General features: G+C 37.0%; 20 protein-coding genes. 8 read left to right on the top strand and 12 right to left on the bottom strand.

Translation table 11 applies throughout. The features are described from left to right. Window positions 1–2: 2 nt before the first annotated feature. From glyA to HHL23_RS11630, 9 genes are all read right to left on the bottom strand, one after another. Complete coding sequence (gene glyA / locus HHL23_RS11670) at window positions 3–1268, bottom strand: serine hydroxymethyltransferase (RefSeq protein WP_169234979.1); 1266 nt, start codon at window positions 1266–1268, stop codon at window positions 3–5. 102 nt (window positions 1269–1370) lie between these two features. Further along, on the bottom strand, window positions 1371–2270 hold the full coding sequence (locus HHL23_RS11665; protein ID WP_169234978.1) for an NAD(P)/FAD-dependent oxidoreductase: 900 nt from the start codon (window positions 2268–2270) through the stop codon (window positions 1371–1373). A 263-nt stretch (window positions 2271–2533) separates the two neighbouring features. Continuing rightward, the gene (gene bla / locus HHL23_RS11660) at window positions 2534–3286 is read right to left on the bottom strand and encodes a subclass B1 metallo-beta-lactamase (RefSeq protein WP_169234977.1); all 753 of its coding nucleotides are present in this window, start codon (window positions 3284–3286) and stop codon (window positions 2534–2536) included. 78 nt (window positions 3287–3364) lie between these two features. Then, entirely contained in the window at window positions 3365–4882 is a 1518-nt protein-coding gene (locus HHL23_RS11655) for a glycosyltransferase family 39 protein (RefSeq protein WP_169234976.1), read from the bottom strand. A 146-nt stretch (window positions 4883–5028) separates the two neighbouring features. Continuing rightward, window positions 5029–6222 (bottom strand): efflux RND transporter periplasmic adaptor subunit, encoded by a 1194-nt coding sequence (locus HHL23_RS11650; RefSeq protein WP_169234975.1) that lies wholly within the window; start codon window positions 6220–6222, stop codon window positions 5029–5031. A 119-nt stretch (window positions 6223–6341) separates the two neighbouring features. After that, a complete protein-coding gene (locus HHL23_RS11645; RefSeq protein WP_169234974.1) occupies window positions 6342–7613 on the bottom strand; it encodes an ABC transporter permease in 1272 nt (423 codons plus the stop codon). 89 nt (window positions 7614–7702) lie between these two features. Then, window positions 7703–8932, bottom strand: a complete 1230-nt coding sequence (locus HHL23_RS11640) for an ABC transporter permease (protein ID WP_169234973.1) — start codon at window positions 8930–8932, stop codon at window positions 7703–7705. Window positions 8933–9040: 108 nt separating this feature from the next. Then, window positions 9041–9403, bottom strand: a complete 363-nt coding sequence (locus HHL23_RS11635; protein ID WP_169234972.1) for a four helix bundle protein — start codon at window positions 9401–9403, stop codon at window positions 9041–9043. Between the two features lie 119 nt (window positions 9404–9522). Continuing rightward, on the bottom strand, window positions 9523–10212 hold the full coding sequence (locus HHL23_RS11630; protein ID WP_169234971.1) for an ABC transporter ATP-binding protein: 690 nt from the start codon (window positions 10210–10212) through the stop codon (window positions 9523–9525). Between the two features lie 426 nt (window positions 10213–10638). Between HHL23_RS11630 and HHL23_RS11625 the strand changes: the two genes are divergently transcribed. From HHL23_RS11625 to HHL23_RS11590, 8 genes are all read left to right on the top strand, one after another. After that, complete coding sequence (locus tag HHL23_RS11625; protein ID WP_169234970.1) at window positions 10639–11613, top strand: ribonucleotide-diphosphate reductase subunit beta; 975 nt, start codon at window positions 10639–10641, stop codon at window positions 11611–11613. A gap of 132 nt (window positions 11614–11745) precedes the next feature. Beyond that, complete coding sequence (locus tag HHL23_RS11620) at window positions 11746–12033, top strand: hypothetical protein (RefSeq protein WP_169234969.1); 288 nt, start codon at window positions 11746–11748, stop codon at window positions 12031–12033. A gap of 49 nt (window positions 12034–12082) precedes the next feature. Beyond that, a complete protein-coding gene (locus tag HHL23_RS11615) occupies window positions 12083–13750 on the top strand; it encodes a ribonucleoside-diphosphate reductase subunit alpha (protein WP_317174689.1) in 1668 nt (555 codons plus the stop codon). Window positions 13751–14453: 703 nt separating this feature from the next. After that, the gene (locus tag HHL23_RS11610) at window positions 14454–15026 is read left to right on the top strand and encodes a hypothetical protein (protein ID WP_194306301.1); all 573 of its coding nucleotides are present in this window, start codon (window positions 14454–14456) and stop codon (window positions 15024–15026) included. A gap of 6 nt (window positions 15027–15032) precedes the next feature. Beyond that, entirely contained in the window at window positions 15033–16601 is a 1569-nt protein-coding gene (locus HHL23_RS11605) for a hypothetical protein (RefSeq protein WP_169234968.1), read from the top strand. Between the two features lie 275 nt (window positions 16602–16876). After that, window positions 16877–18970 carry a T9SS type A sorting domain-containing protein gene (locus HHL23_RS11600; RefSeq protein WP_169234967.1) on the top strand — a complete coding sequence of 698 codons (2094 nt, stop codon included), beginning with the start codon at window positions 16877–16879 and terminating at the stop codon, window positions 18968–18970. Window positions 18971–19066: 96 nt separating this feature from the next. Next, complete coding sequence (locus tag HHL23_RS11595; RefSeq protein ID WP_169234966.1) at window positions 19067–19957, top strand: DUF72 domain-containing protein; 891 nt, start codon at window positions 19067–19069, stop codon at window positions 19955–19957. Between the two features lie 125 nt (window positions 19958–20082). Beyond that, window positions 20083–20313, top strand: a complete 231-nt coding sequence (locus HHL23_RS11590) for a hypothetical protein (RefSeq protein ID WP_169234965.1) — start codon at window positions 20083–20085, stop codon at window positions 20311–20313. Between the two features lie 81 nt (window positions 20314–20394). Here the strand turns inward: HHL23_RS11590 and HHL23_RS11585 are convergent, their stop codons facing one another. From HHL23_RS11585 to HHL23_RS11575, 3 genes are read right to left on the bottom strand one after another with little or no spacing between them, the layout of a single operon-like run. Then, the gene (locus HHL23_RS11585) at window positions 20395–20988 is read right to left on the bottom strand and encodes a hypothetical protein (RefSeq protein WP_169234964.1); all 594 of its coding nucleotides are present in this window, start codon (window positions 20986–20988) and stop codon (window positions 20395–20397) included. A 39-nt stretch (window positions 20989–21027) separates the two neighbouring features. Beyond that, a complete protein-coding gene (locus HHL23_RS11580) occupies window positions 21028–21672 on the bottom strand; it encodes an HD domain-containing protein (protein ID WP_169234963.1) in 645 nt (214 codons plus the stop codon). Continuing rightward, complete coding sequence (locus tag HHL23_RS11575; protein ID WP_169234962.1) at window positions 21669–22514, bottom strand: alpha/beta hydrolase family protein; 846 nt, start codon at window positions 22512–22514, stop codon at window positions 21669–21671. Before HHL23_RS11575 ends, HHL23_RS11580 begins: the two co-directional genes overlap by 4 nt. Window positions 22515–22585 lie beyond the last annotated feature (71 nt).

Genomic DNA, 22585 nt, shown 5'->3' with positions numbered 1-22585 from the left:
AATTAATAGTTGAACAGGGCTCTTCCTTCCATCAGTTCGTTAACCTTTTTTCTTACAGAAGAGATCACTTCTTCATTTTTGATATTATCAACCACATCAGAAATTAATCCTGCTATCGTATCCATATCATTTTCTTTAAGGCCTCTTGTCGTAATCGCTGCAGTTCCCAGTCTGATACCGGAAGTAGTGAATGGCGACTTGTCATCAAAAGGAACCATATTTTTATTACATGTAATGTCTGCAAGCACCAATGCCTTTTCTGTTTCTTTTCCGTTGACATTCTTATTTCTAAGGTCTACCAACATCAGGTGGTTGTCTGTACCTCCACTCACGATATCGAAACCTCTGTCGATCATCGCTTTTGATAATGCTTGTGCATTGGCTCTAACCTGCTTGGCATACGTTTCAAACTTACCGTCTATAGCCTCAGCAAAAGCTACTGCTTTACCGGCAATAACGTGCTCTAGCGGTCCTCCCTGGATTCCCGGGAAAACGGCTCCGTCCAATACCTGACTCATCATTTTTGTTTCTCCTTTCGGTGTCTTGTGGCCATATGTATTTTCAAAATCTTTCCCCATCATGATCATTCCTCCTCTTGGACCTCTTAAAGTCTTGTGAGTAGTAGTGGTCACTACGTGGCAATGTTCGAATGGTGAATTTAATAATCCTTTGGCAACCAAACCAGCCGGGTGAGCTATATCTGCCCAAAGCGTTGCTCCGATTTCGTCTGCCACTTCTCTGAATTTAGCATAGTCAAGATCTCTTGAATAAGCAGAGAAACCTGCGATAAGCATTTTAGGTCTTTCTCTTAAAGCAACTTCTCTCATTTGGTCGTAATCAATAAGTCCGGTTTCTTTTTGAACACCGTAAGAAACCACTTGATATTGAATTCCGGAGAAGTTAACTCCTGAACCATGAGTAAGGTGTCCTCCCATGGAAAGATCCATACCCATAATTTTATCTCCCGCTTTCAAAACTGCAAGATAAACGGCAGCATTAGCCTGAGATCCGGAATGCGGCTGTACATTGACATAGTCTACACCGAAAAGTTCTTTTGCTCTGTTGATGGCTAATGTTTCAACCTCATCTACTACTTCACAGCCTCCGTAATATCTCTTTCCGGGATATCCTTCAGCATATTTGTTTGTCAGTACACTTCCCATTGCTTTCATCACGTTCTCAGAAACAAAGTTTTCTGACGCAATAAGCTCTAATCCATGGGCTTGTCTTTGTCTTTCTTTTTCAATCAGGTCGAAAATAATGTCCATTTTACTTTTAGTTTTTGAAATTTTTCACCCCAAATGTACGGAATTTCCCGTTAGATTTCGGCATCTGAAAGCATGATTTTAAACCTGAAAATTCACAAAAAATCAAAACTCTTCTTCTGCAAGTTCCTTATTGACAACAGCTCCGGTGAAATTTCCCTGAGCAATAGCATTAGCCACAGATCGCATCATGGTTACATTATCACCGCAAGCAAAAAGACCGGCAACATTTGTTTTCTGCATAAAATCAACTTTGATAAATCCGTGCTCGGTAAGTTCACAGCCAAGATCTTCAAAAGCATTGATGTTTTGTTCAAAAGGTATTTTGGCGTATAAAACCTTCAAAGAAATTTCCTTTCCGGTCTTAAAAATAATTTTCCGGATATTTCCATTCTCATGCTCAATCTTTTCAACTTCATCTTCCACTAAGCTGATATTATTCTGAGCCAGTTTATGTTTCTGTTCTTTGGATAAAACCGATGGTCCATTGGTAACTAAGAAAAGATCCTTGGTTAAGTTGTACACCAGTTTTGAAAAATCATACGCCATATCACCATCTGAAAGTATTCCGGTCACTTCATTTTTCACTTCATAACCGTGGCAGTATGGGCAGTGCAGGACTGAAATCCCCCAACATTCTGAAAATCCGGGAATACCCGGCCTGATGTCTTTCACTCCTGATGCCAGAATGAGTCTTTTAGCACGGAACTTTTCACCAGCGGAAGTTTCGGTTTCGAATCCTTCTTCTGTTTTTCGTAATTTAATGACAGACCCTTGATGAAATTTAACGGTATCATATGCTGCTACCTGGTCCCGGGCAAGATCAGAGATTTCCTTCGGTGTTTTTCCGTCATGGGTAATAAAGTTATGGGAATGTGGGGTCTGTCTGTTGCAGGACTTCCCGCTATCGATAATCAAGGTATTTCTTAATGATCTTCCCAAAGACATTGCGGCCGATAGTCCGGCGTAACTTCCTCCTATGATAATAACGTCGTAGTTTTTCATTTTTAACTAATGATTACTTATTAAATAAATGATAAATGATAAATAGTATTTAAATAATTGCTTATAAATACCTTAATCAATATCTTTTGTTCACCTGCTCTTTTGCTTTCACAAAGTTAAAACAAAAATCAACTAAAGACACATTGTTGCGTTAATATTTTCTATCATTATAATTAGAATAAGGATATAAAAGAGAAACAGCTGATTTTAAAATTTAAAATCAGCTGTCATTAATATGTTTTTCTGAAAATTCAGTCTATAACTCAGTTATTTTTAAACAACTTAATCGTATAATCCAGAACTTCTTTTCCTCCTATCTCTCCATGTCCTGGCATTACCATTTTAACATCAGGATATTGAGTTTTTACTTTCTCAACGGTTGGAGACCAGGCCTGAACGTTAGCATCACCAAGATAACCTTTCGTTGCATCCATTTCTTTGATCAGACAACCTCCGAACATAGCCTTTTCATCAGGAATATACGCAACAACATTGTCTTTTGTATGCCCTTCTCCAAAGAATTTTATTAAAATTTTATGTTTTCCGGCGTTCAGAGTGATGGTTTCATTAAATCCATGCCCCGGAACATTGGCACCAGCCTGTTTTGCCAATTCTATGGTTTTATTATTGGCGTAAGATGGAATATTATTTTTGTCAAATTCTTTCAATCCGCCCAGACAGTCATCATGGAAGTGGGTTGCGACTACAGCATTCACCTTTGAATGAAGACTGTTTTTAATCCAAGAAATCAATTCCTCCGTGCTTTTATCATTGGTCGGGGTATCCAGAATTACGGTTTCATTTCCGTCTTTCACGATCATTCCGTTGCATTCTACTTTTCCAAAGGAGTCTGTATTTAAATAGGATATGTGCTGATAGATACCATCTGACAGTTGAATAATAGACAGATTATCGGTTTTGTAGACCACTTTAGCTTTCTCCGGTTTTTTCTGAGGGGTACAACTAAAAAATAACAGTGCCGAGGATAACAATAAAATTTTAGACAGTGATTTCATCGGTTCATTACATGAAAACGAAATTAGAAAATATTTCACGCTCTGAAGTGATATGTTCTAGTTAATTAAGTGTTAATATCACCATTTCATTTCATCAATTTCATTTTGAATCTTTTTGTTGACATCAATTTTAGCGCCTTCAAAACTAAAGATAGTAGTTCCTTTTTCCCTGGCAAATTTGTTCACAATGGAATCAGCTACTTTGGAGCTTTGAAAATAGGGACCTGTTTCTTTCAGTTCATCTTCATCTTTAGAAAATTCTTTGACACGAATGAGGTTGTCATACTTTTTATTCAGGTCGAACCAATTGATGTAATCTGCATTAAAGGAAACTGCTTCTACTCCTTTCTTTGAATAATAATTAATAGCTCCTGCCTGTCCATAATTATCGCAGAGTACCAAGGTACGTCCGGATTTGGACAACTTGGAATATTCCTGATCTACTTTCAGAGCAAGCTCTTTCCAGCCCCGCATATCTGCAAAATCTTGGGGTAGCGGATGATCTTTACCATCTTCCCAACTTAACAGTCCCATTTTTTTATACTTCTCAGGATGACTGACAATGTACTCAGGACTTTTATTGGGAAAAGCGACCTGATACAAAGGCAGAAACAAAAGAACAGGTATCAGAATGCAGACTGGTTTAAGAAATCTCTTCCAGCCATTCTCAAGAATATGATCGAGAAAAACAGCCCCGAATGCTATAAATACAGGATAGAGACCGATGGCATAATAATCTTTAGCCTTGAAAAATACAAACAGAGCTATTGTCACTACATATACCCAAAAGAAAAACCTAAATTTCTCAAACGGTTTATAAAACAGTAAAGCATAAAATCCCGCTATGATCACAAAAACTGAACCTATAAAGAAAAGAATCTGGGATTTAAAGAAATCAAACCGATCTACATGAACAAGCTGGCGTTCTGCAAGTTCTTTCATATGATGGATAACAGGAAAATGGTTATTGTATTGCCACAGCAAATTGGGCAGCATAATCAATACGGCTAATAATCCTGCACCGTAAAGATGGGGTTGGAGAAATATTTTTCTTTGTTTTGTCAATAGAATGGTAGGAATAATTCCCAACACAGAAAAGACAATATTATATTTATTCAGAAAACCTATTCCGAAGATCACGGCTGCAGCATAGAGCCACTTCACTTTTTCAGAATTAAAATACCTGATCAGCAGATAATACATCAATGTCCAGAGAAGCACTTCCAGCGAAGTCGGCTGAAAAAGCATATTGAGACGAAGAAGCACCGAAAGCAGAATCCCCGTTGAAGCCAGAATTTTAGCATATAAATTGCCCTGAAGCTCTTCAATAATCTTCCAGACCACGACAATAGTTAATGCCCCGAAGAGCGCGGGGAAAAATTTAACCCAAAAGACGGAATCTCCTGCCAGTTTTATCAGCCAAGCCAGCCATGAATTTACAGGAGGCACAGAAAGGTATCCCCAGGCAAGGTGGTTTCCCTGATCAAGATGCAGGTATTCATCTCTATGCAGCTCATATTCCGGGCTGATCAGGGAGTACTGGAGGATGAATTTTATGATGACAAAGAAAAGGAGAATCAGGTAGTTTTTCTTCATAACTCATTAAGCTTTTATGGTTATTATTTACTTTAAGACAATTTATCAAAATTATCCATTACATTGTTTTGATGAAATTAAAATAAAAAAAATCCTGAGAAAAAATTCCTCAGGATTTTACAGTTTAAATATATAGTGATTGTTTACTATTTTTTCTTTTCTTTAAGCTCTTCTTTGTCTTTATCGGAAGGGTTCCATACTTTCACTTCAGAGTCTTTGGTAATTCCTGAAAGGATCTGTACATTGATCCCGTCGCTGGCCCCTAATTTCACATATACTTTTTTGAACTTCCCGTCCGGCTGTTTCACTTCTACAAAAGGAGTATCCTTCCCGTTTTTCTTTTCATACTGAACCAGTGATTCATCCAATAGTAAAGCATTCTTTTCAGATTTCAGAACAATCTCTCCGTTGGCAGAGAATCCCGCTCTGATGTATTCGTTGTTAGGATTGTTTACATCCCCTTCTACCGGGAATTTAATGGTTCCCAAGTTGTCTTTTCCTTTAGGAGCGATCATGGTCAGTTTTCCCGGGAACGTTTTGTTCTGAAGAGCACCGATCACAATTTTCATATCCATTCCCTGCTTCAGCTTTCCTGCCTGAGCTTCGTCTATTTCTCCCTGGAAGATCAAAGAATTAAGGTCTGCAATAGAGCAAATAGTAGTCCCTGCGTTGAATGAATTGGCTTCAATCACCTGACTTCCTACTTTTACAGGAACTTCAAGAACGGTACCTGATGCTTTGGAACGAATCTGCGTCGTTGCCAGGCCCTGAAGTTCGGGAGTAGCACCTGTTTTTACAATCTGTAATCTTTTTTGAGCCGTAACCAGCTGCTGGTTAGCATTTCTAAGGGTTTGCTGCTGTGTAAACAACTGCTGCTGTGCATTTAAATATTCCTGTTTGGAAATTACGCCCTGTTTGTAAAGCTTTTCCTGCATAGCATATTGTTTCTGCATATTATCAACATTCAACTTGGCATTACTGATCTGCAGCTGAGAGTTCACTACTTCCTGCTGAGCGTTGTTAACGTCAGCAATATTAGGAATAATTCTCACGGTAGCAATCAGCTGTCCTGCTGTCACCTTATCTCCTTCATCTACCAAAATTTTCTCAATGATTCCCGCAATGTTCGGCTTGATCTCAATTTCTTCTTTCGGAACGATTTTTCCCGTGGCCATTACCTTGTCTTCCATGTTCTGGTAGCTTGGTTTTCTGGTCAGGAAAGCTTCACTCTCTTTAGAATTTGATTTCACGAGATACCCGATCCCGAGGAACAATGCCACTGCAAATAAAAGCCCCAGTACAATATAAATGGCTTTTTTCCAAGTGAATTTCTTTTTCATATATCTAGTTTATTTTTTACTATTAAAGTTTTTTCAACTGATTTAAATATTTAAGAATTTAAACATTAAAAAAATCTGTCATTATTTTTAAATTACTACATCAACCTATTACCCTATTATTATTCTGATCTCAAGGCTTCAATTGGCCGGATCTTTACTGCTCGTTGCGCAGGGATCATTCCGATAATTAAGCCTAAAACAACCATTACTGCCATAGCTCCAAATACATTTCCATAGTTTACGGTTGGATTGTAGAAAGGAAATTCATCCTGGTTCTGAGTCACTGCATTTAAAATGATGAGGACAAAGATTCCACACATGAACCCGAGAATTCCCGAGGACAGTGTAATGACAACACTTTCCAGAAGAATCTGATTTCTTACTTCGGCAGGTTTCGCTCCTAAAGCTCTCCGAATCCCGATTTCTTTTGTTCTTTCTTTTACAGTAATCAGAAGGATATTCGATATGGCGATCACTCCGGCAAGAATGGTCAGCGTTCCAACGATAATGGTTAAAAGCTGCATCCCCGTCAGGAATCCTGTCAGTTTTTTAAATTCTTTTCCCAGATTAAAGCTTCCAAAGGCATTGGTATCTTCAGGAGATACTTTATTTTGGGTTTTCAATACTTGTTTTACACCTTCCTCTACTTCATTAACGTTAGCGTTAGGCTTACTTACAATCGCAAACATATCAATTTGCTCTCCGGCATTATACATTTTGGTATAGGTGGAAAGCGGAATAAACGCAGTCTGATCATTTTCAAATCCACCTCCTTTTTTGACTCTGAAAACGCCAATTACATTAAAGAATATTCCTTTTATATTAACCTGTTTACCTACCGGGTTTTCTTTTTTCTTGGCATCAAAGAAATTTTTGTAAATCTCTTCTCCAATCACCACTACATTTTTATTCCCCATAACATCAGCATCATTGATATACCGTCCGAAAATAAGTTTCTTTTCTGAAATTTTATTTCCCACCGAATAATCTCCCGTAAGAGAATAGGTTCCATTTTTACCGTTTCTTGACATAGACTCGCCAGGGGTTCCGGTAAAGCTTCCTCTTGCATTTTGTGGTGAGATATAATCTATAGCACTCACTTTTCTTTTCAACATATCCATATCGGATAAATTAAGGTGAACCTGCCTGCCTTTAGGAAATCCATCGAAGGGAATAGAGGTTTTCTGAGCCCATAGAAAAATAGAATTGGTCGCAAAACCTGAAAATAGTTTATCAAAACCATTTTCCATCCCTTTTGCAGCTCCAAGAAGGCTCACATACAAAAACATTCCCCAGCCTACCCCAATCATGGTAAGGAACGTACGAAGCTTATTATTCCTCAATGAATAATAAATTTCCTGCCAAGTATCTTTTTTAAATAAAATGTTCACTTCTTTGAGTTATAAGTTTATACTATATAATTGATCATTGATGAATGATAAAACTGATAAGTTTATTTCCCATCATTACAAGCCCATCATTATTCTGTTCTTAATGCCTCTATCGGTTTGATTCTCGAAGCTCTGTATGCCGGAACGAATCCTGCAATAAGTCCTGAAAGTACCAAGGCGATAAATGCCATAAGGATTGTCACCCAACCTACACTCGGGCTTTTGATGAAATATTCTTCAAGACTGTCTCCTATTAAACTGAGCGCCAAAACGCCAATTCCAACTCCAACAATACCTGAAACTACTGTGATCACCACACTTTCCTGTACAATCAATGCTACAATACTCCTAGGTTTGGCACCGATAGCCTTACGGACACCGATCTCTTTGGTTCTTTCTTTTACGATATACACCATGATATTACTGATCCCGATAATTCCAGCCAACAAAGTTCCTAATCCAATAAAGCCCACGATGATGGTCAGTACCGCCATAAACTGAAATGTTTCGTTCATGTTTTTGGCATTATTCCAGACACGGACTCCGTTTTCATCGTCAGGAGCTACATTTTTTCTTGACTTTAGCCTGTCTTTAAGTTCGTCACCATATTTTATGGCTTCTTCGGGGGTTAGTTTTGGGTTATAGGCAATATATGCGGTAGATACGGTATCAGAGCCTTTTTTCATTTGCTGAAGGGTCGTAATAGGAACGGCAATATGTCTTTCATCCCAGTCTCCCCCATCATCAGAAAACACGCCTACAACTTTGAACATGGTTCCATTGATATTCAGGTCTTTCCCCACAGGACTTCCATTCTTGATCAGGTCACGCTGAACCATTCTTCCGATCACCGCCACATTTTGCTTTCTCACCAGGTCCATAGAGGTAAGATAGCGTCCATCGAGCATCTTCCTGTTCTCAATGATCTTTTCTCCCGGTTCTGCACCATTTACCTGATAAGTGCCACTTTCTTTCCCATATTTCACCATTAAACTGGTGCTGTATCTCGGGCTGGCATCGCCTACTTTTTCTTTATCTGTATTGATCAGAAAATCGTAGTCGTCATTATTCATCGTGACCGTTCTGTCAGACTGAAGTCCTTTATAGGCCATGGTGGTTTTACCCGTATAGATCGTGATAAGGTTCTGTGCATCTCTTGCAAAACCTTCGGTAAAGGCATTCTGCAGCCCCTTTCCAATTCCGAAAAGAACCACAAAAATAAATAGCCCCAAAGCCACTGTAAACCCCGAAAGCACTGTCCGCAATACATTACTGCGAATAGAACTGAATATTTCCTGCCACCGATCTAGGTCAAACATAGTTTTATTTTTTACTTTGTAAAAAGTCAATTAACTGCGTTGTCAATGGTAAAATTGTTCTGATAATAAATTATTTCTAATTTTTAATTCACTATTGACAATTCACAATTATTTTTTATCCTTTTTCAACATCCCACTTAATAAGATAAATGTTGTTTTGATTAAATTTTCAATTTTTATCAATTCTTCTTTTTTAATATAACCGCAGTCTATGATTATATCAAAACAGGAATCCAATTCTATAACCGAGCCTCTCGCTATTTCAAAATATCTTTTCCTTTCAATTTCCGATCTTCTGGAACATCCTTCCGTTATATTTAACACAACTGAAGTTGAAGCTCTGCGTATCTGATCTGTAATATTAAATCTTTCACTATCCGGAAGTTCAGATAAGATTTTATAACACTCAGGTCTTAATTGTCTGGCCGACTGATAAACATCGAGTTTATAATGGTTCAGATTTAAAAACATGATTATTTTTTTTCATTTTCATTTGTGTGTACTTAATCCAATTAAAATTGACGGTTCAACATTCACAATTGACTTTAAAAAATTCACTTGCGAAGCAAAATTCATCATTCATCATTCACTTATAGGACGATCTGCTTAATAAACTCATCACTCTCAATGATGCCGTCTTTCAGGATTACGTTTCTTTTGGTCTGTGCAGCTACGTCAGGTTCGTGGGTAACCACTATGATGGTTCTTCCTTCATTATTGATATCCTGAAGAAGTTTCATAATATCATGCGTTGTTTTTGAATCCAGTGCTCCGGTTGGCTCATCTGCAAGAACTACTTTGGGGTCTGTGATTAGTGCTCTAGCGATCGCTACCCTCTGTTTTTGTCCACCGGAAAGTTCGTTGGGTAAGTGATCTGCCCATTGAGCAAGACCTACTTTCTCCAGATATTCCATCGCTTTCTTGTTACGCTCTTTTCTGGGAACGTTCTGATAGTATAAAGGAAGCGCCACATTTTCCAGAGCCGTTTTATAACTGATCAGATTGAAAGACTGAAATATAAAGCCTAAGAATTTACTTCTGTATTCTGCAGCTTTCACCTCAGACAAATGTTCAATAGGAACGTTATCCAGCTCGTAAATCCCCGAATCTTTTTCATCCAGAATACCGATGATATTAAGAAGCGTAGACTTTCCGGACCCGGAACTCCCCATAATAGAAACAAACTCGCCCTCAGAAATATTAAGATTAATTCCCTTAAGAACGTGCAGCTTGCTTTTCCCCGTATCGTATGACTTATGTAAATCCTGAATTACTAACATTAAGTGATGCTTGTTTTATACCCCTATAAGTAGATGATATTTTCAATTTGTTACAAGAACCATAATATATTCGAATATTTTATTGTTTAACTGATTTCACCTTTATTCAAAGCACATTACAAACTTTTGTTTAACTGTAAGTCTTATTTTCCATTTATTTTTTACCCCGAACCCCCTGTAAGCCATTACCCGTGCTGGTTTCATGTAAATGTGGAAAACTTTTACAGTTAAAACTCAGCCAATTAGTATTTACCCCTTTCAAAATCAGTTCTTTTTTTCGAACTTTGTCATTAGTTCTTTACAAGAAACCGACATTGATCAATGTGGATATGTTTCAAATGTAAATACCAAACATACAAGAAGTTAAGCATTACTTCCAAGTTATCCACAGTGATGCTGATTATTTAATTTTAAAGCTATTTTAATATGGGAATTTTCGATAAGAGAGTAAGTTACAAGCCATTTGAATACCCTGAGGTTCTTCAGTTTGTAGAGGCGATCAACAAATCGTTCTGGGTGCATTCGGAAGTGGATTTTACTGCAGATGTTCAGGATTTTCATTCGCAGTTAGAGCCGAACGAAAAACACGCTGTGAAAAATGCGCTTTTAGCCATTGCACAGATCGAGGTGTCTGTAAAGACATTCTGGGGAAACCTATACAATCACTTACCAAAACCTGAACTTAATGGCCTTGGAGCGACTTTTGCAGAATGTGAATTCCGTCATTCAGAAGCATATTCCCGATTGGTAGAAGTGTTAGGTTATAATGAAGAATTTACGAATGTTATAGAAATTCCTGCCGTAAAAAAGAGAATTGACTTCCTTTCCAACGTTCTGAAACACGCCAATTCCACAACACCGAAAGAATACGTATCTTCTCTTTTATTATTCAGTATTCTGATCGAAAACGTATCCCTTTTCTCACAATTTGCGATCATCCTTTCTTTCACAAGATTCAAAGGATATATGAAGAATGTTTCCAACATTATCGCATGGACCTCTATCGATGAGCAAATCCACGCTAATGCAGGAATCTACCTGATCAACAAAATCCGTGAGGAGCAACCGGATCTATTAACAGATTCAGATATCGAGGACATCTACACATTGGTAGATCAGTCTATTGAACTGGAAAGCGAAATTTTAGACTGGATCTTTGAATTAGGAGAATTAAGCTTTTTCTCAAAAGAAGACCTTCTGAACTTCATGAAATACCGTGTAGACGACAGTTTAAAGAAAATCGATATGGAAACCCGTTACAACGTTTCTCCTGAACAATACCGTCCAATGAAATGGTTTGAAGAAGAAGTTTTCGCGAACTCTATGGATGATTTCTTTGCTAAAAGACCGGTGGATTATACAAAACACGACAAGAGTATTACGGCGAACGATTTGTTTTAAGTAGAGTGCGAGCGAAGCGAGCGTCAAAACATATAGTATTAGCAATGTTATACTGAGCCAGTCGAAGCATTTAATCTTAATAAAAACACCTTCGCCCCTCAGAATAACAAAACAATTCTCAAGCACAAAAAAATGATCAATGTAATTGTAACCTATACCGTACAACCTGAATACATTTCAGAAAACAAAACCCATATTCAAAAGTTTCTGGATGATTTTAAAAATCTGGATCAGGAGACATTTGAGTATAAGGTATATGTAAAAGAAGACGGTGTTACTTTTGTACATTATTCAAACTATATCAATGAAGAGGTTCAGCATGAGGTTTTAAATGTACCTTCTTTTAAGGAGTTTCAACGATTAAGAGATGAAAGCGGCCTGAACGGTACGCAAAAAGTGGAAATTTTACAATCAATATAAAAAAGCAACAAAATTCCGGAGTATAAACACTGCTCCGGAATTCGAAAATATAACATCTATGGAAGAACAAAAATCAAATATATGGTGGCTCAATGAAGAGTCTGAGCAGATGCTAAACAGAGGGTATCTGTTAAAAGGGGAAACGGTAGACGGAGCCATCGATAGAATCACCACTGCTGCCGCAAAAAAATTATATAAGCCGGAACTACAAGCCGCTTTCAAAGAAATGATCGTGAAAGGGTGGATCAGTTTCTCTTCTCCGGTTTGGGCGAACATGGGAACACAGAGAGGTCTTCCTATCTCTTGTTTCAACGTTCACATCCCGGACAGCATTGAGGGTATTACCCATAAAATGGGTGAAGTAATCATGCAAACAAAGATCGGAGGTGGAACTTCAGGATATTTTGGAGAACTTAGAAACAGAGGTACTGCTGTTACAGATAACGGAAAATCTTCAGGAGCGGTTTCGTTCATGAAATTATTCGATACGGCAATGGATGTGGTTTCTCAGGGAGGCGTAAGAAGAGGGGCTTTTGCTGCTTATCTGGATGTTGACCACGGTGATATTGAAGAATTCTTATCGATCAAAGACATCGGAAGTCCTATTCAGAACTTATTTACAGGGATCTGCGTTCCTGATTACTGGATGCAGGATATGATTGACGGTGATATGGACAAACGTAAAATCTGGGCAAGAGTTCTGGAAAGCCGTCAGCAGAAAGGTCTTCCTTATATTTTCTTTACCGATAACGTTAACAGAAATAAGCCGCAGGTTTATAAGGATTTAGGAATGACTGTGAATGCAAGTAACCTTTGCTCTGAAATCATGCTTCCTTCTACGAGAGAAGAATCTTTCATCTGCTGTCTGTCTTCAATGAATTTGGAACTGTATGACGAGTGGAAAGATACGGATGCTGTAAAATTAGCGGTTTACTTCCTGGATGCTGTTTTAACTGAATTTATCGAAAAAACAGAAGGAAACTATTACCTGCAGGGGGCTAGAAACTTCGCATTGCGTCACAGAGCGCTTGGATTGGGAGTTTTAGGATACCATTCTTATCTACAGAAAAATATGATTCCGTTTGAAAGTTTTGAAGCGACACAGTTCAATGCAAAAGCTTTCAGACATATCAAAGAGCAGGCAGAAACTGCTTCAAGAGAATTAGCCAATATTTATGGTGAACCGGAATTATTGAAAGGTTATGGATTGAGAAACACCACCACAATGGCTATCGCTCCTACTACTTCAAGTTCTGCGATCTTAGGACAGACTTCTCCTGGAATTGAGCCATTTGCTTCCAATTATTATAAAGCTGGTCTTGCTAAAGGAAACTTCATGCGTAAGAACAAATACTTAGCGAAATTATTAGAAGAAAAAGGCCTTGACAATGAGGAAACCTGGAGAACAATCATGCTAAACCACGGTTCCGTACAGCATTTAAAAGAGCTTACTGACGAAGAGAAAGCAGTATTTAAAACATTTAAAGAGATTTCTCCCATGGAAATTATCTCTCAGGCTGCTCAAAGACAGCAATACATTGACCAGGCCCAGTCTCTGAACCTACAGATTCCTTCCACAATGCCTGTAAAAGATGTTAACTACCTTTATATTGAGGCTTGGAAAAAAGGTGTAAAAACACTTTATTACCAAAGAAGTTCTTCTGTCTCTAAAGAAATGATGGTTAATTTTGTTAGCTGTTCTGCTTGTGAGGCATAATATCCGTCAATAATAAACATCAACATAGTAAAGCACGCTTTTTGGCGTGCTTTTTTTGTTACATTTAAACTTTAACACAATTTTAACATTTGAGTCTGAAAAATCTATTTTCCCGTTAATCATCATTGATACTGAAAATATCGGCTGCCCACTCCCTAAGCAGTGAATCAAGTACCTGTACGACAGATCTTTATTTATTATTATCAAGCAATTTTATATACATTTGTTTAAAATTTACTAATCAAAATAGCTTTTAGCAAAAATATCAATTAACAATAAAACGATTATCGATATTAAATTAGCAAAAACACAAGGTTTAAAATTTTAATTAAGATTGGCAAACTACATAATTTTTTAACCAACATTAATCTATTTAAAAATTAAACATTCACAACAAAAAACAATAAATTGATTAAAATACTGCATTTTGGAATTTCATTAAAAAATCAACAATTAGCAAAAACATAAAACAAAATCAAAGAAAACCTAAATGCATGAATATACATAAAAAATGCACAAGATAGTTAAATACAAATCACCAAATGATGAATTTAAAGTCAATTTGTTTCTTTTAATTAAAATTAATAATAAACAAATATCATTTAAAACACAAAAACACACAAAACATTTATATTAAACAATTATTTTTCTATTGGCAAGAAATTTGTTAATAGTACAAACACACAAAAAAATTATTTCGAAAATGTATAAAATTATCACTTTAATTTTGGTAATGGCTTTTAGCGTCATTACTGCGCAGGTGGGTATTAACACTTCCTCACCTGATCAAAGCTCTATACTAGACATTACCAGCACTTCTAAAGGAATTCTTCTTCCAAGAGTCAGCAATCTTTCATTAGTCACCAACCCCGCTACAGGACTCGTTATTTTTGATACCAACAAAAAATGTATCAGCCAAAACGTAGGTACTCCGGCAACTCCGGACTGGGTTTGCCTTTCTCCGTATGTAGCTAAATTCTTCTACATGCCAAGTGTGGTTTTTGACACGACAACGATTGCTGCAGGACAGACAAAAGACCTGTACACTTTGTATAAAAATCAGTTTTCGAATGTTCCGGCAAATGCAAGAAGTGCATCGGCTCCGGCCTCGATTCCGTTTTTTCCCAATGCAACAGATCTGCACTATTATGTAACGGGCTATGATGCCACTGTTTTCAAAATAAACAGCATCAGCAACACGGGCGTATTAAATTATGATGTTTTATCAAATGCTACTTCAGCATCTTTTATCAACATCGTATTTGTCGTAAAATAAGCAGCCATGAAAAAGAATTTTAAAGGGCTATCTCTGATGAGCCTGGTTTTCTCACTGCTTACTAGTTTCTTGTATGCACAGACAGACAGTACTGAAGTAGCAAGTATTTACGGGTTTTATTCCTATTCAAGTTCATTAATGAATGCTTCTTCAGCATCAGAACTTACCATACAGGGAAATGCATCGCATACTTCTACAGGAGTACAACTTACTCCCGCAGCTTCAGGACAGTTTGGAGGATTGTTTATCAACGGAAGAACTTTTACTTCGGTAAACGGGCTTCATGTTGAATTTGAATATGATATGAAAAACGGAACACCGCTAGGTAGCGATTATGGGGATGGTTTATCATTTTTCCTTTATGATGGTTCGGTAGCAAGTCCTACGATCGGAGCACCAGGTGCCGGTATCGGATATTCATACAACAGAACACAGAATACCTACGCAAGTCAAAGAAAAGCTGGTCTATCAGGTGCTTACCTGGGTATTGCTCTGGATGAGTTCGGAAATTTCAAATCGAAGCGTTTTCAGGGTGAATCCAGAATCAATGGTATTGCCGGAGTTACCTGGAGCCAGACGGCAAGCCATGTCACTTTAAGAGGAGCAAGAGGGGCTGCAATTAATGCCAATGGTCTAGGATTAGGATATACGGGATATCCGGTTTTGGTTACCCGATCTACTTTAAGCAATTCAGGAACTGTGGGCAGAATCCTGCAGGCGGACAGAAGCTATCTGGCAACTTCCAACAGCCTTTCTTCCGTATTTGATCTTAGAAATAATGCCGGAGAATTCAGAAAGGTATACCTTGACCTGATTCCGCACTTCACAACCCCTACTACAACGGATGGGTTTGATGTAAAAGTGGATATCCAGACCACTCAAAACGGAACACCTACCAATATTATCAACTATTATCATTATAAAACGTCAGTACCCTACACTGAAAACGCGAATCCGCAGATAACTGATTTTAATACTTCAGATACGGAAGGAACTGCTACTGCTCAAACCTTAGACGCAACGGTTCCGGCTGTACTTAAGCTTGGTTTTGCAGCAGCTACGGGAGGGGCTTTTCAGCAGCATATCATCCGAAATGTGAAACTTACTCTCCCTTATGCGGCCGTTGCTAATGATGATGTGGCTTCTACCTGTAAATTTCAGCCAGTTGTTATTCCTGTTTTTAATAATGATATTGCTTATAAAGGTGCCATCAGCATTACTACTCCACCTACTGCAAGCAATGCGAATATCGACTATTCAACCTTCAGTTTTACAAAAACCAATGATACGGACCTTACTCTGTACCGTAAAAAAGTAACTCCGCAAGGAACATGGTCTTACAATAAATCTACAGGTATTGTTACCTTCACTCCTTCAAGTGGATTTACAGGAACCGCAACAATGACGTATACGATAAAAGGAAGAACAGTAAAAGATTCAAACGGGAAAATCATTGAACCTTACGGGGATACCGCTTATCGATCTGTTCCAGCTACTATTACGGTTAATCTAAAAACTTCAGGCTGTATTTATCCTGTTATTTCAAATAGAATGGTAACACAGGGTGTAAAATAAGACGACAAAACAAATTCAGCTATAAAACAGCATAAAACCATAGAACTTTCTATGGTTTTTGTTGTATAACGCTAAGCCCTATTTAATAAAAGGACTTTTTATATTTTGAAACAACAGACCTCAAAAAGATATTACAGATATTACCGGATATAATCCCTGTGTATGATATAAATACAAACAATGAAGAAAATTTATAATGAAATTCAAAAAAAAAAATTAATTTTGCAGGGTTAGTTCTAATTCACAGGAATTGGAGCTTTAATAAAAACACATTCATGAAAAAAATTATTCTTACCCTCTCAGTAAGCTGTTTTTCTATGGCCTACTCTCAAAATTTAAATTTTGCAGATTCAAAGTTTAAGGCTTTAATCTTAAGCTCCAGTACAAGCAACGATATTGCTAAAAACATTAGTGGAAACCCTATTGCCGTAGACACCAACGGAGATGGAGAAATCCAGGTTTCGGAAGCACAGCAAGTAAAAATTTTAACTATCAAAAAGGACGGAACCGTTACATATAACGACCTCCCCGACACCATTGATGATGCAACGCTTTTCACCAACATGGAAGAGCTGTATATTTACCATACGAAGTCTGCAGTCATTAGTTTTGTTGGACATACTAAAATTAAAAAAGTATTATACACAGGAACAGGTGAATTTGCAGATGGTTCGGGTACGTCTCAGGTAGTTCCGGTAGATTTTTCTTTTGATAATTGTTCAGCGGTACAAGATATCAATGAGTTCGCTTCTGATATTAATATGATGACCCCTGTCAGTAAAATCCTAAGATTTAAGAATTGTCCGCAACTTACCGGAAATATGATCATTAATTCTAAAGATATTAAAGAACTTTATCTTGAGAATTTGAATATCAACACCTTAACATTCAATTCTTGTCAATTTTTGGGAAAAATATCTGTTCCAAACTTAAATACTTTAACAAAAGTTTCCGTTTTAGGACTCCCTTATTCTGTAGGGATATCTATTAACCAAAATATTGAATTGATTGCCAATAATTGTACTAATTTACAGGAAATCATTGCGGATACAGATCATTATAATACCAATGGAGCCTATTTTTCTTCTGTAAATCTTAATGGAGCCAGCAATCTTAAAAAAATTAAAGGACTCAATACAGCAACTATTGATTTTTCAACAACCGGGTTGGTAAATCTTGAGGAACTTGACTGTTCATTTTATAATAGAAATACTTATTCTACCACTTCAGGGGTCTATTTTGGGGATGTAACATCTCTGAATCTTACCGGCTTACCAAAACTTAAAATATTAAAAGCTTTCAATCAGAAGATCACTAATAATGTCAACTTTAGCACTGCACAGAATCTGGAAAACATCGACATTACAGGCTCTGCAGGTTACATGAATTGGGTAAATGTGAATAACCTTGCTCATTTACATACTTTAAAAACCGATAGATTTGAGACATCCAATACTCAGGGCAACGATGAGCTTCAAAAGATTAGTGCCAAAAACTGTACTGTTTTAACAAACCTGATCTTTAGGAATAATAATCATTTAAAAGAATTGGATATACAAAATTGTTTAAGCCTGCAAAGGTTAGCCATTGGTTTCAATGTGCTTAATAGTGATGGAATATTTACAGAACTGCAAACGGTAAATTTACAACAATGTACTGGGCTTCAGGAACTAACGATAAACAACACCGAAATTAATGCTTTGAATATTAGTGAATGTGTTGCTCTAAAGTCACTGGAACTTGCTCAGAATAGCTTACTTCCTGCTGTAAATGTTTCCAATAATATCAATCTGGAAGATCTGACGGTAACTAGTTTACCTTTAGTATCAAGCATCAATACTTATGCGAATATCAATTTAAAAAATGCTTATTTTAATAACTGCCCACAAATTACTGAACTTAACTTTTCAAATTCTTCACATTTTCAGGGCTTAACTTTATGGAATATGCCGCTCCTTACGTACGTGAACTTAAGAAACGGTTCTATAGAAGAGTATAATGATTATTTAAATTACAACAGTAATCTATCCATGTGTGTAGATAACGCGCAACTCAATGATCTCCAAAATCTATATTCTGACATTACATTTACAACCAATTGTGGAAGTTTCTTAGCAACAAACGATTCAAAAAGTAACAAGATTGAGATTATAGCTTCTCCAAATCCAGTTAAGGATTTCATCCAGTTAAAGTCTGAAGATAAAATCAAGAACATAAAAATATTTGATGCGCAAGGAAGAGCTATTTTCCAGCAAAGCTTCAATCAGGATTTAATCCGAATTGATCTTTCCGCTTATCCTCATGGAATATATGTATTAAAGATTAAAACCGATAAAACCGAAATTTCTAAAAAAATCATAAAAGAATAGCCTATTTTAAAATAGCACTTTGAACAAAAACCGTAGAATCATCTATGGTTTTTGTTTTATATTTGTTACACTAGTTTAATCCTAAAAATACCAGATATGAAATTCGGACAAGTAGAAGACCCTTCAAAAATAGATTTTACACTTCCTAAGGATCATTCCAGAACTAAGGAAATTTTAAATCAAAATAAAAAAGGACTGGAAAATATTTCCATAGGATGTGCTAAATGGAATAAAACCGATCTTAAAGGATTTTATCCTAAAGGAACTAAAGACGAATTGACATATTACGCCACACAGTTTAATTCTATTGAACTGAATGCTACTTTTTATGGAATGCCTACCCCCGAACAGGTCGCAGTCTGGAAAGAAAAAACACCTGAAAATTTCAAGTTCTTCCCCAAAATAACCAATACGGTTTCTCACTTCAGAAGACTGATTGATGTGACTGAACCGGTAACCCACTTTGCATCGGCAGTGATGAATTTTGATGAAAAACTGGGTATGGCTTTTCTGCAGCTTCATGATAATTTTAAGCCTAAAGATTATGACAGGCTGGAAAAATTTGTTAAAGACTGGCCCAAAGAAGTTCCTCTTGCCATTGAACTTAGGAATACGGAATGGTTTACGGACGAAGAAATTTTCAATACAACCTGTGATCTTTTTGAAGCCCACAATATCACCAACATTATTGTAGACACTGCAGGAAGAAGAGATATGCTTCATATGCGCCTTACCACTCCCAATGCATTTATACGATACGTTGGCGCCAATGCAGAAAGCGACTATGAAAGGCTGGACGATTGGTTGGCCCATCTTACCAAATGGAAAAAGGAAGGTATTCAGAATGTGTATTTCTTTGTGCACCAGAATCTTGAAAAAGCATCTCCGCTACTGTCTGCCTATTTCATCAAAAAAATGAATGAGGAATGGAAAACTGATATTCACATTCCGCAGATGGCTTCTGATAATAATGGCACATTGTTTTAACGGTTATAAAAATACCGTGCACTTTTCATCCTGGCTTTTAAAAAGCTGTTTTAATAGAAAAAATTTAGTATCTTAGGATATATGCCACCCATATAGGGACAGGCATTTTCAAAATACAAAATGTCATGGGAGAAAAAATTTGCACGATCAGCATTGCCAGTAATTGGCTCGGTGATGAATATACATTTTATGAAGATCATACCATAAAAAGGGTCTACGATAACCACAGTCTGAGCGCCAATCGCACCGAATGGCTGGAACCGCATCAGATCAGTAAACAGAATAAAGATAAATTGGTCAAAAGCTGTCCTGAAGAATTTAAAGAACAGGTGATGCAGATCCTGGATTATCCATAACACATAGGTAATGCATAATGAGCAATAAGTAATTTTTAAACACAATCTAAAAATTATTTATTGCTCATTATTGCTTCTTGCTTATTGCTTATTTTTTCTGACTATAAGTACCAGGTTCAGGAAAAGAAGAAGAAAATCCAAAGACACCCAGATTCCCAGCTTTGCGTTTTCGTAATTATAAGAATCTACTTCTTTTTTTGCAGTCTCAGAGAGCTTTACACTTTGATTGATATAGTTCTGTACTTCTACGATCTGGTCAATATTTTTATTGGGTACCGCATGCTGCGAGAAATAGACCATATTTTTTTTTCCGAGATATCCTATGATCCAGTATTCATCGGACTTATCCATTTTAAGGTATTCTACCCTGTAATATTCCGGACGTATTTTTCCAATATGCTTAGGTTCCAGATTTCCGTGTTTAGCACTATCTACTTTAATGAGATAAAAATCCAGGGTCTGAGGAAGTTTATTAACGACCTGCAGTCCAACTGAATTATCTACAAAACTTACCGCGCTTTTTTTAATAAACCAGTATGTAAAAGTAGATATTGAAAAAACTACCGTGAGTATACGGAAGAGTTTTGCCCATTTTGCCACCCTTCCTGATTTTACTTTAGACAAAACCAGAGAAAGCACACAAGCCCAAAAGATAACAAAAATGATAAATACCATACTGCAAAGATACTGATTTAAGATTTTTCGGGAAAAGTCTTAATCAACATTCCACTCTTTGAAAAACTGATCAAGAAATCCCAGCATATAATCATGTCTTTCCTGTGCCAGCTCCTTCCCTTTTGCAGTATTCATAAGATCTTTCAAAAGCAGAAGTTTTTCGTAGAAATGATTAATGGTGGTTCCGTTGGATTTTTTATACTGATCTTTAGACATATTCAGGCTGGGCTGGATTTCCGGATCATACATAGGATTGTTTTTAAAACCTCCGAAATTGAATGTTCTTCCGATTCCGATAGCACCGATAGCATCAATACGGTCGGCATCCTGTACAATTTTAAGCTCGACAGGCAGCTCGGCAGGAACCTCACCTCTGTTCTTGAACGAAATATTTTTAATGATAAATAAAACCTTTTCGATGACGTCTTCCGAAACCTGCTGTCCTTCTAAAAATTCTCTTGCGATCTTGGGTGCTATAGTTTCGTCTCCGTTGTGAAACTTGGGATCTGCAATATCATGCAACAACGCAGAAAGTTCTACAACCTCCAGGTTACAGTCTTCTGTGACTGCAATTTTTTTTGAAAGCTTCCATACTCTTTCAATATGATACCAGTCATGTCCGGCTTCAGCGCCTTCTAATTTTTCTTTTACAAATTCTACGGTGTTTTCGATCGTACTTTTCATTGAGCTGTCAATTCGTTTAAAATAATGTTCCAGAGTTTTTTATTATAACTTCTAAAAAAATTGATGTGGCCGATCTCTTTTTTGTCAGATTCAGAGGTTTTCACTAGCCTGTAGGAAGGTTTAAGATTAGGATAGGTATTGTTTAAAAGGCTTAATACACCTTTTTCAGTCAGCCATGCATCGTCTTCCGCCCGGATCACAAAGACTTTTTGTGTCAAATTTTTAGAATAGTCAACCATTTTCTCCAACAATCTGTTGGTTGATTTCCTGTTTAAAATTAAGGTTCTCCAGTCATATGCACAATTTTTTGGAAGACTTTCTCCAAGCCCAAACCAATTGGCGGGAAAATACCCTAATAATCCGGTAGTTAAAGGCTGAACAATTCCGAACCCAAGATAAGCTTCAATTCTTGTCCCTAATTTCAGGTTTCCCACAAATGCATTCTGAGTTCCCACAAAAACAAATTCGTGAAACATTTCGGAATCTTCATTCATTCCCAGGATCAATGCCCCGACTGAATGTCCCAGACAGTACTTTTTATATTCCGAAAATTCAGCTTTAATATATTGTGTAAGGGTTTTATAGTCTTCAGAGCCCCAGATCCTCATTGAGGCTTTAAAACCTTTCATCTGATCCGGTTTTGAAAGTCCGATTCCCCTGTAATCGTAAGCAAGTACCGTAAAGCCATGGTCTGAAAAGAAACGGGCGAATGAGAAATATATCTGTTGTTTGACACCCGTTGCCGAGTTGATCAGAAGCAGTTTACCATTGCTTTTTTCAGGCCTGAAAAGATGAACCGACAGAGATACATGATCTTTTGTAATGAGTTCCAGTTTTTCCATAGTGTAAAAAGAAAAAATCCACTATAAAAGTGGAGATTTTACTTATATTTTTATGTTAAGTTTCTGACTTT

Source organism: Chryseobacterium antibioticum (genome assembly GCF_012927325.1).
GTDB lineage: Bacteria > Bacteroidota > Bacteroidia > Flavobacteriales > Weeksellaceae > Chryseobacterium > Chryseobacterium antibioticum.
Note: the sequence above shows the minus strand (reverse complement) of the source record. Positions and strands in the feature narration are given on the sequence as shown.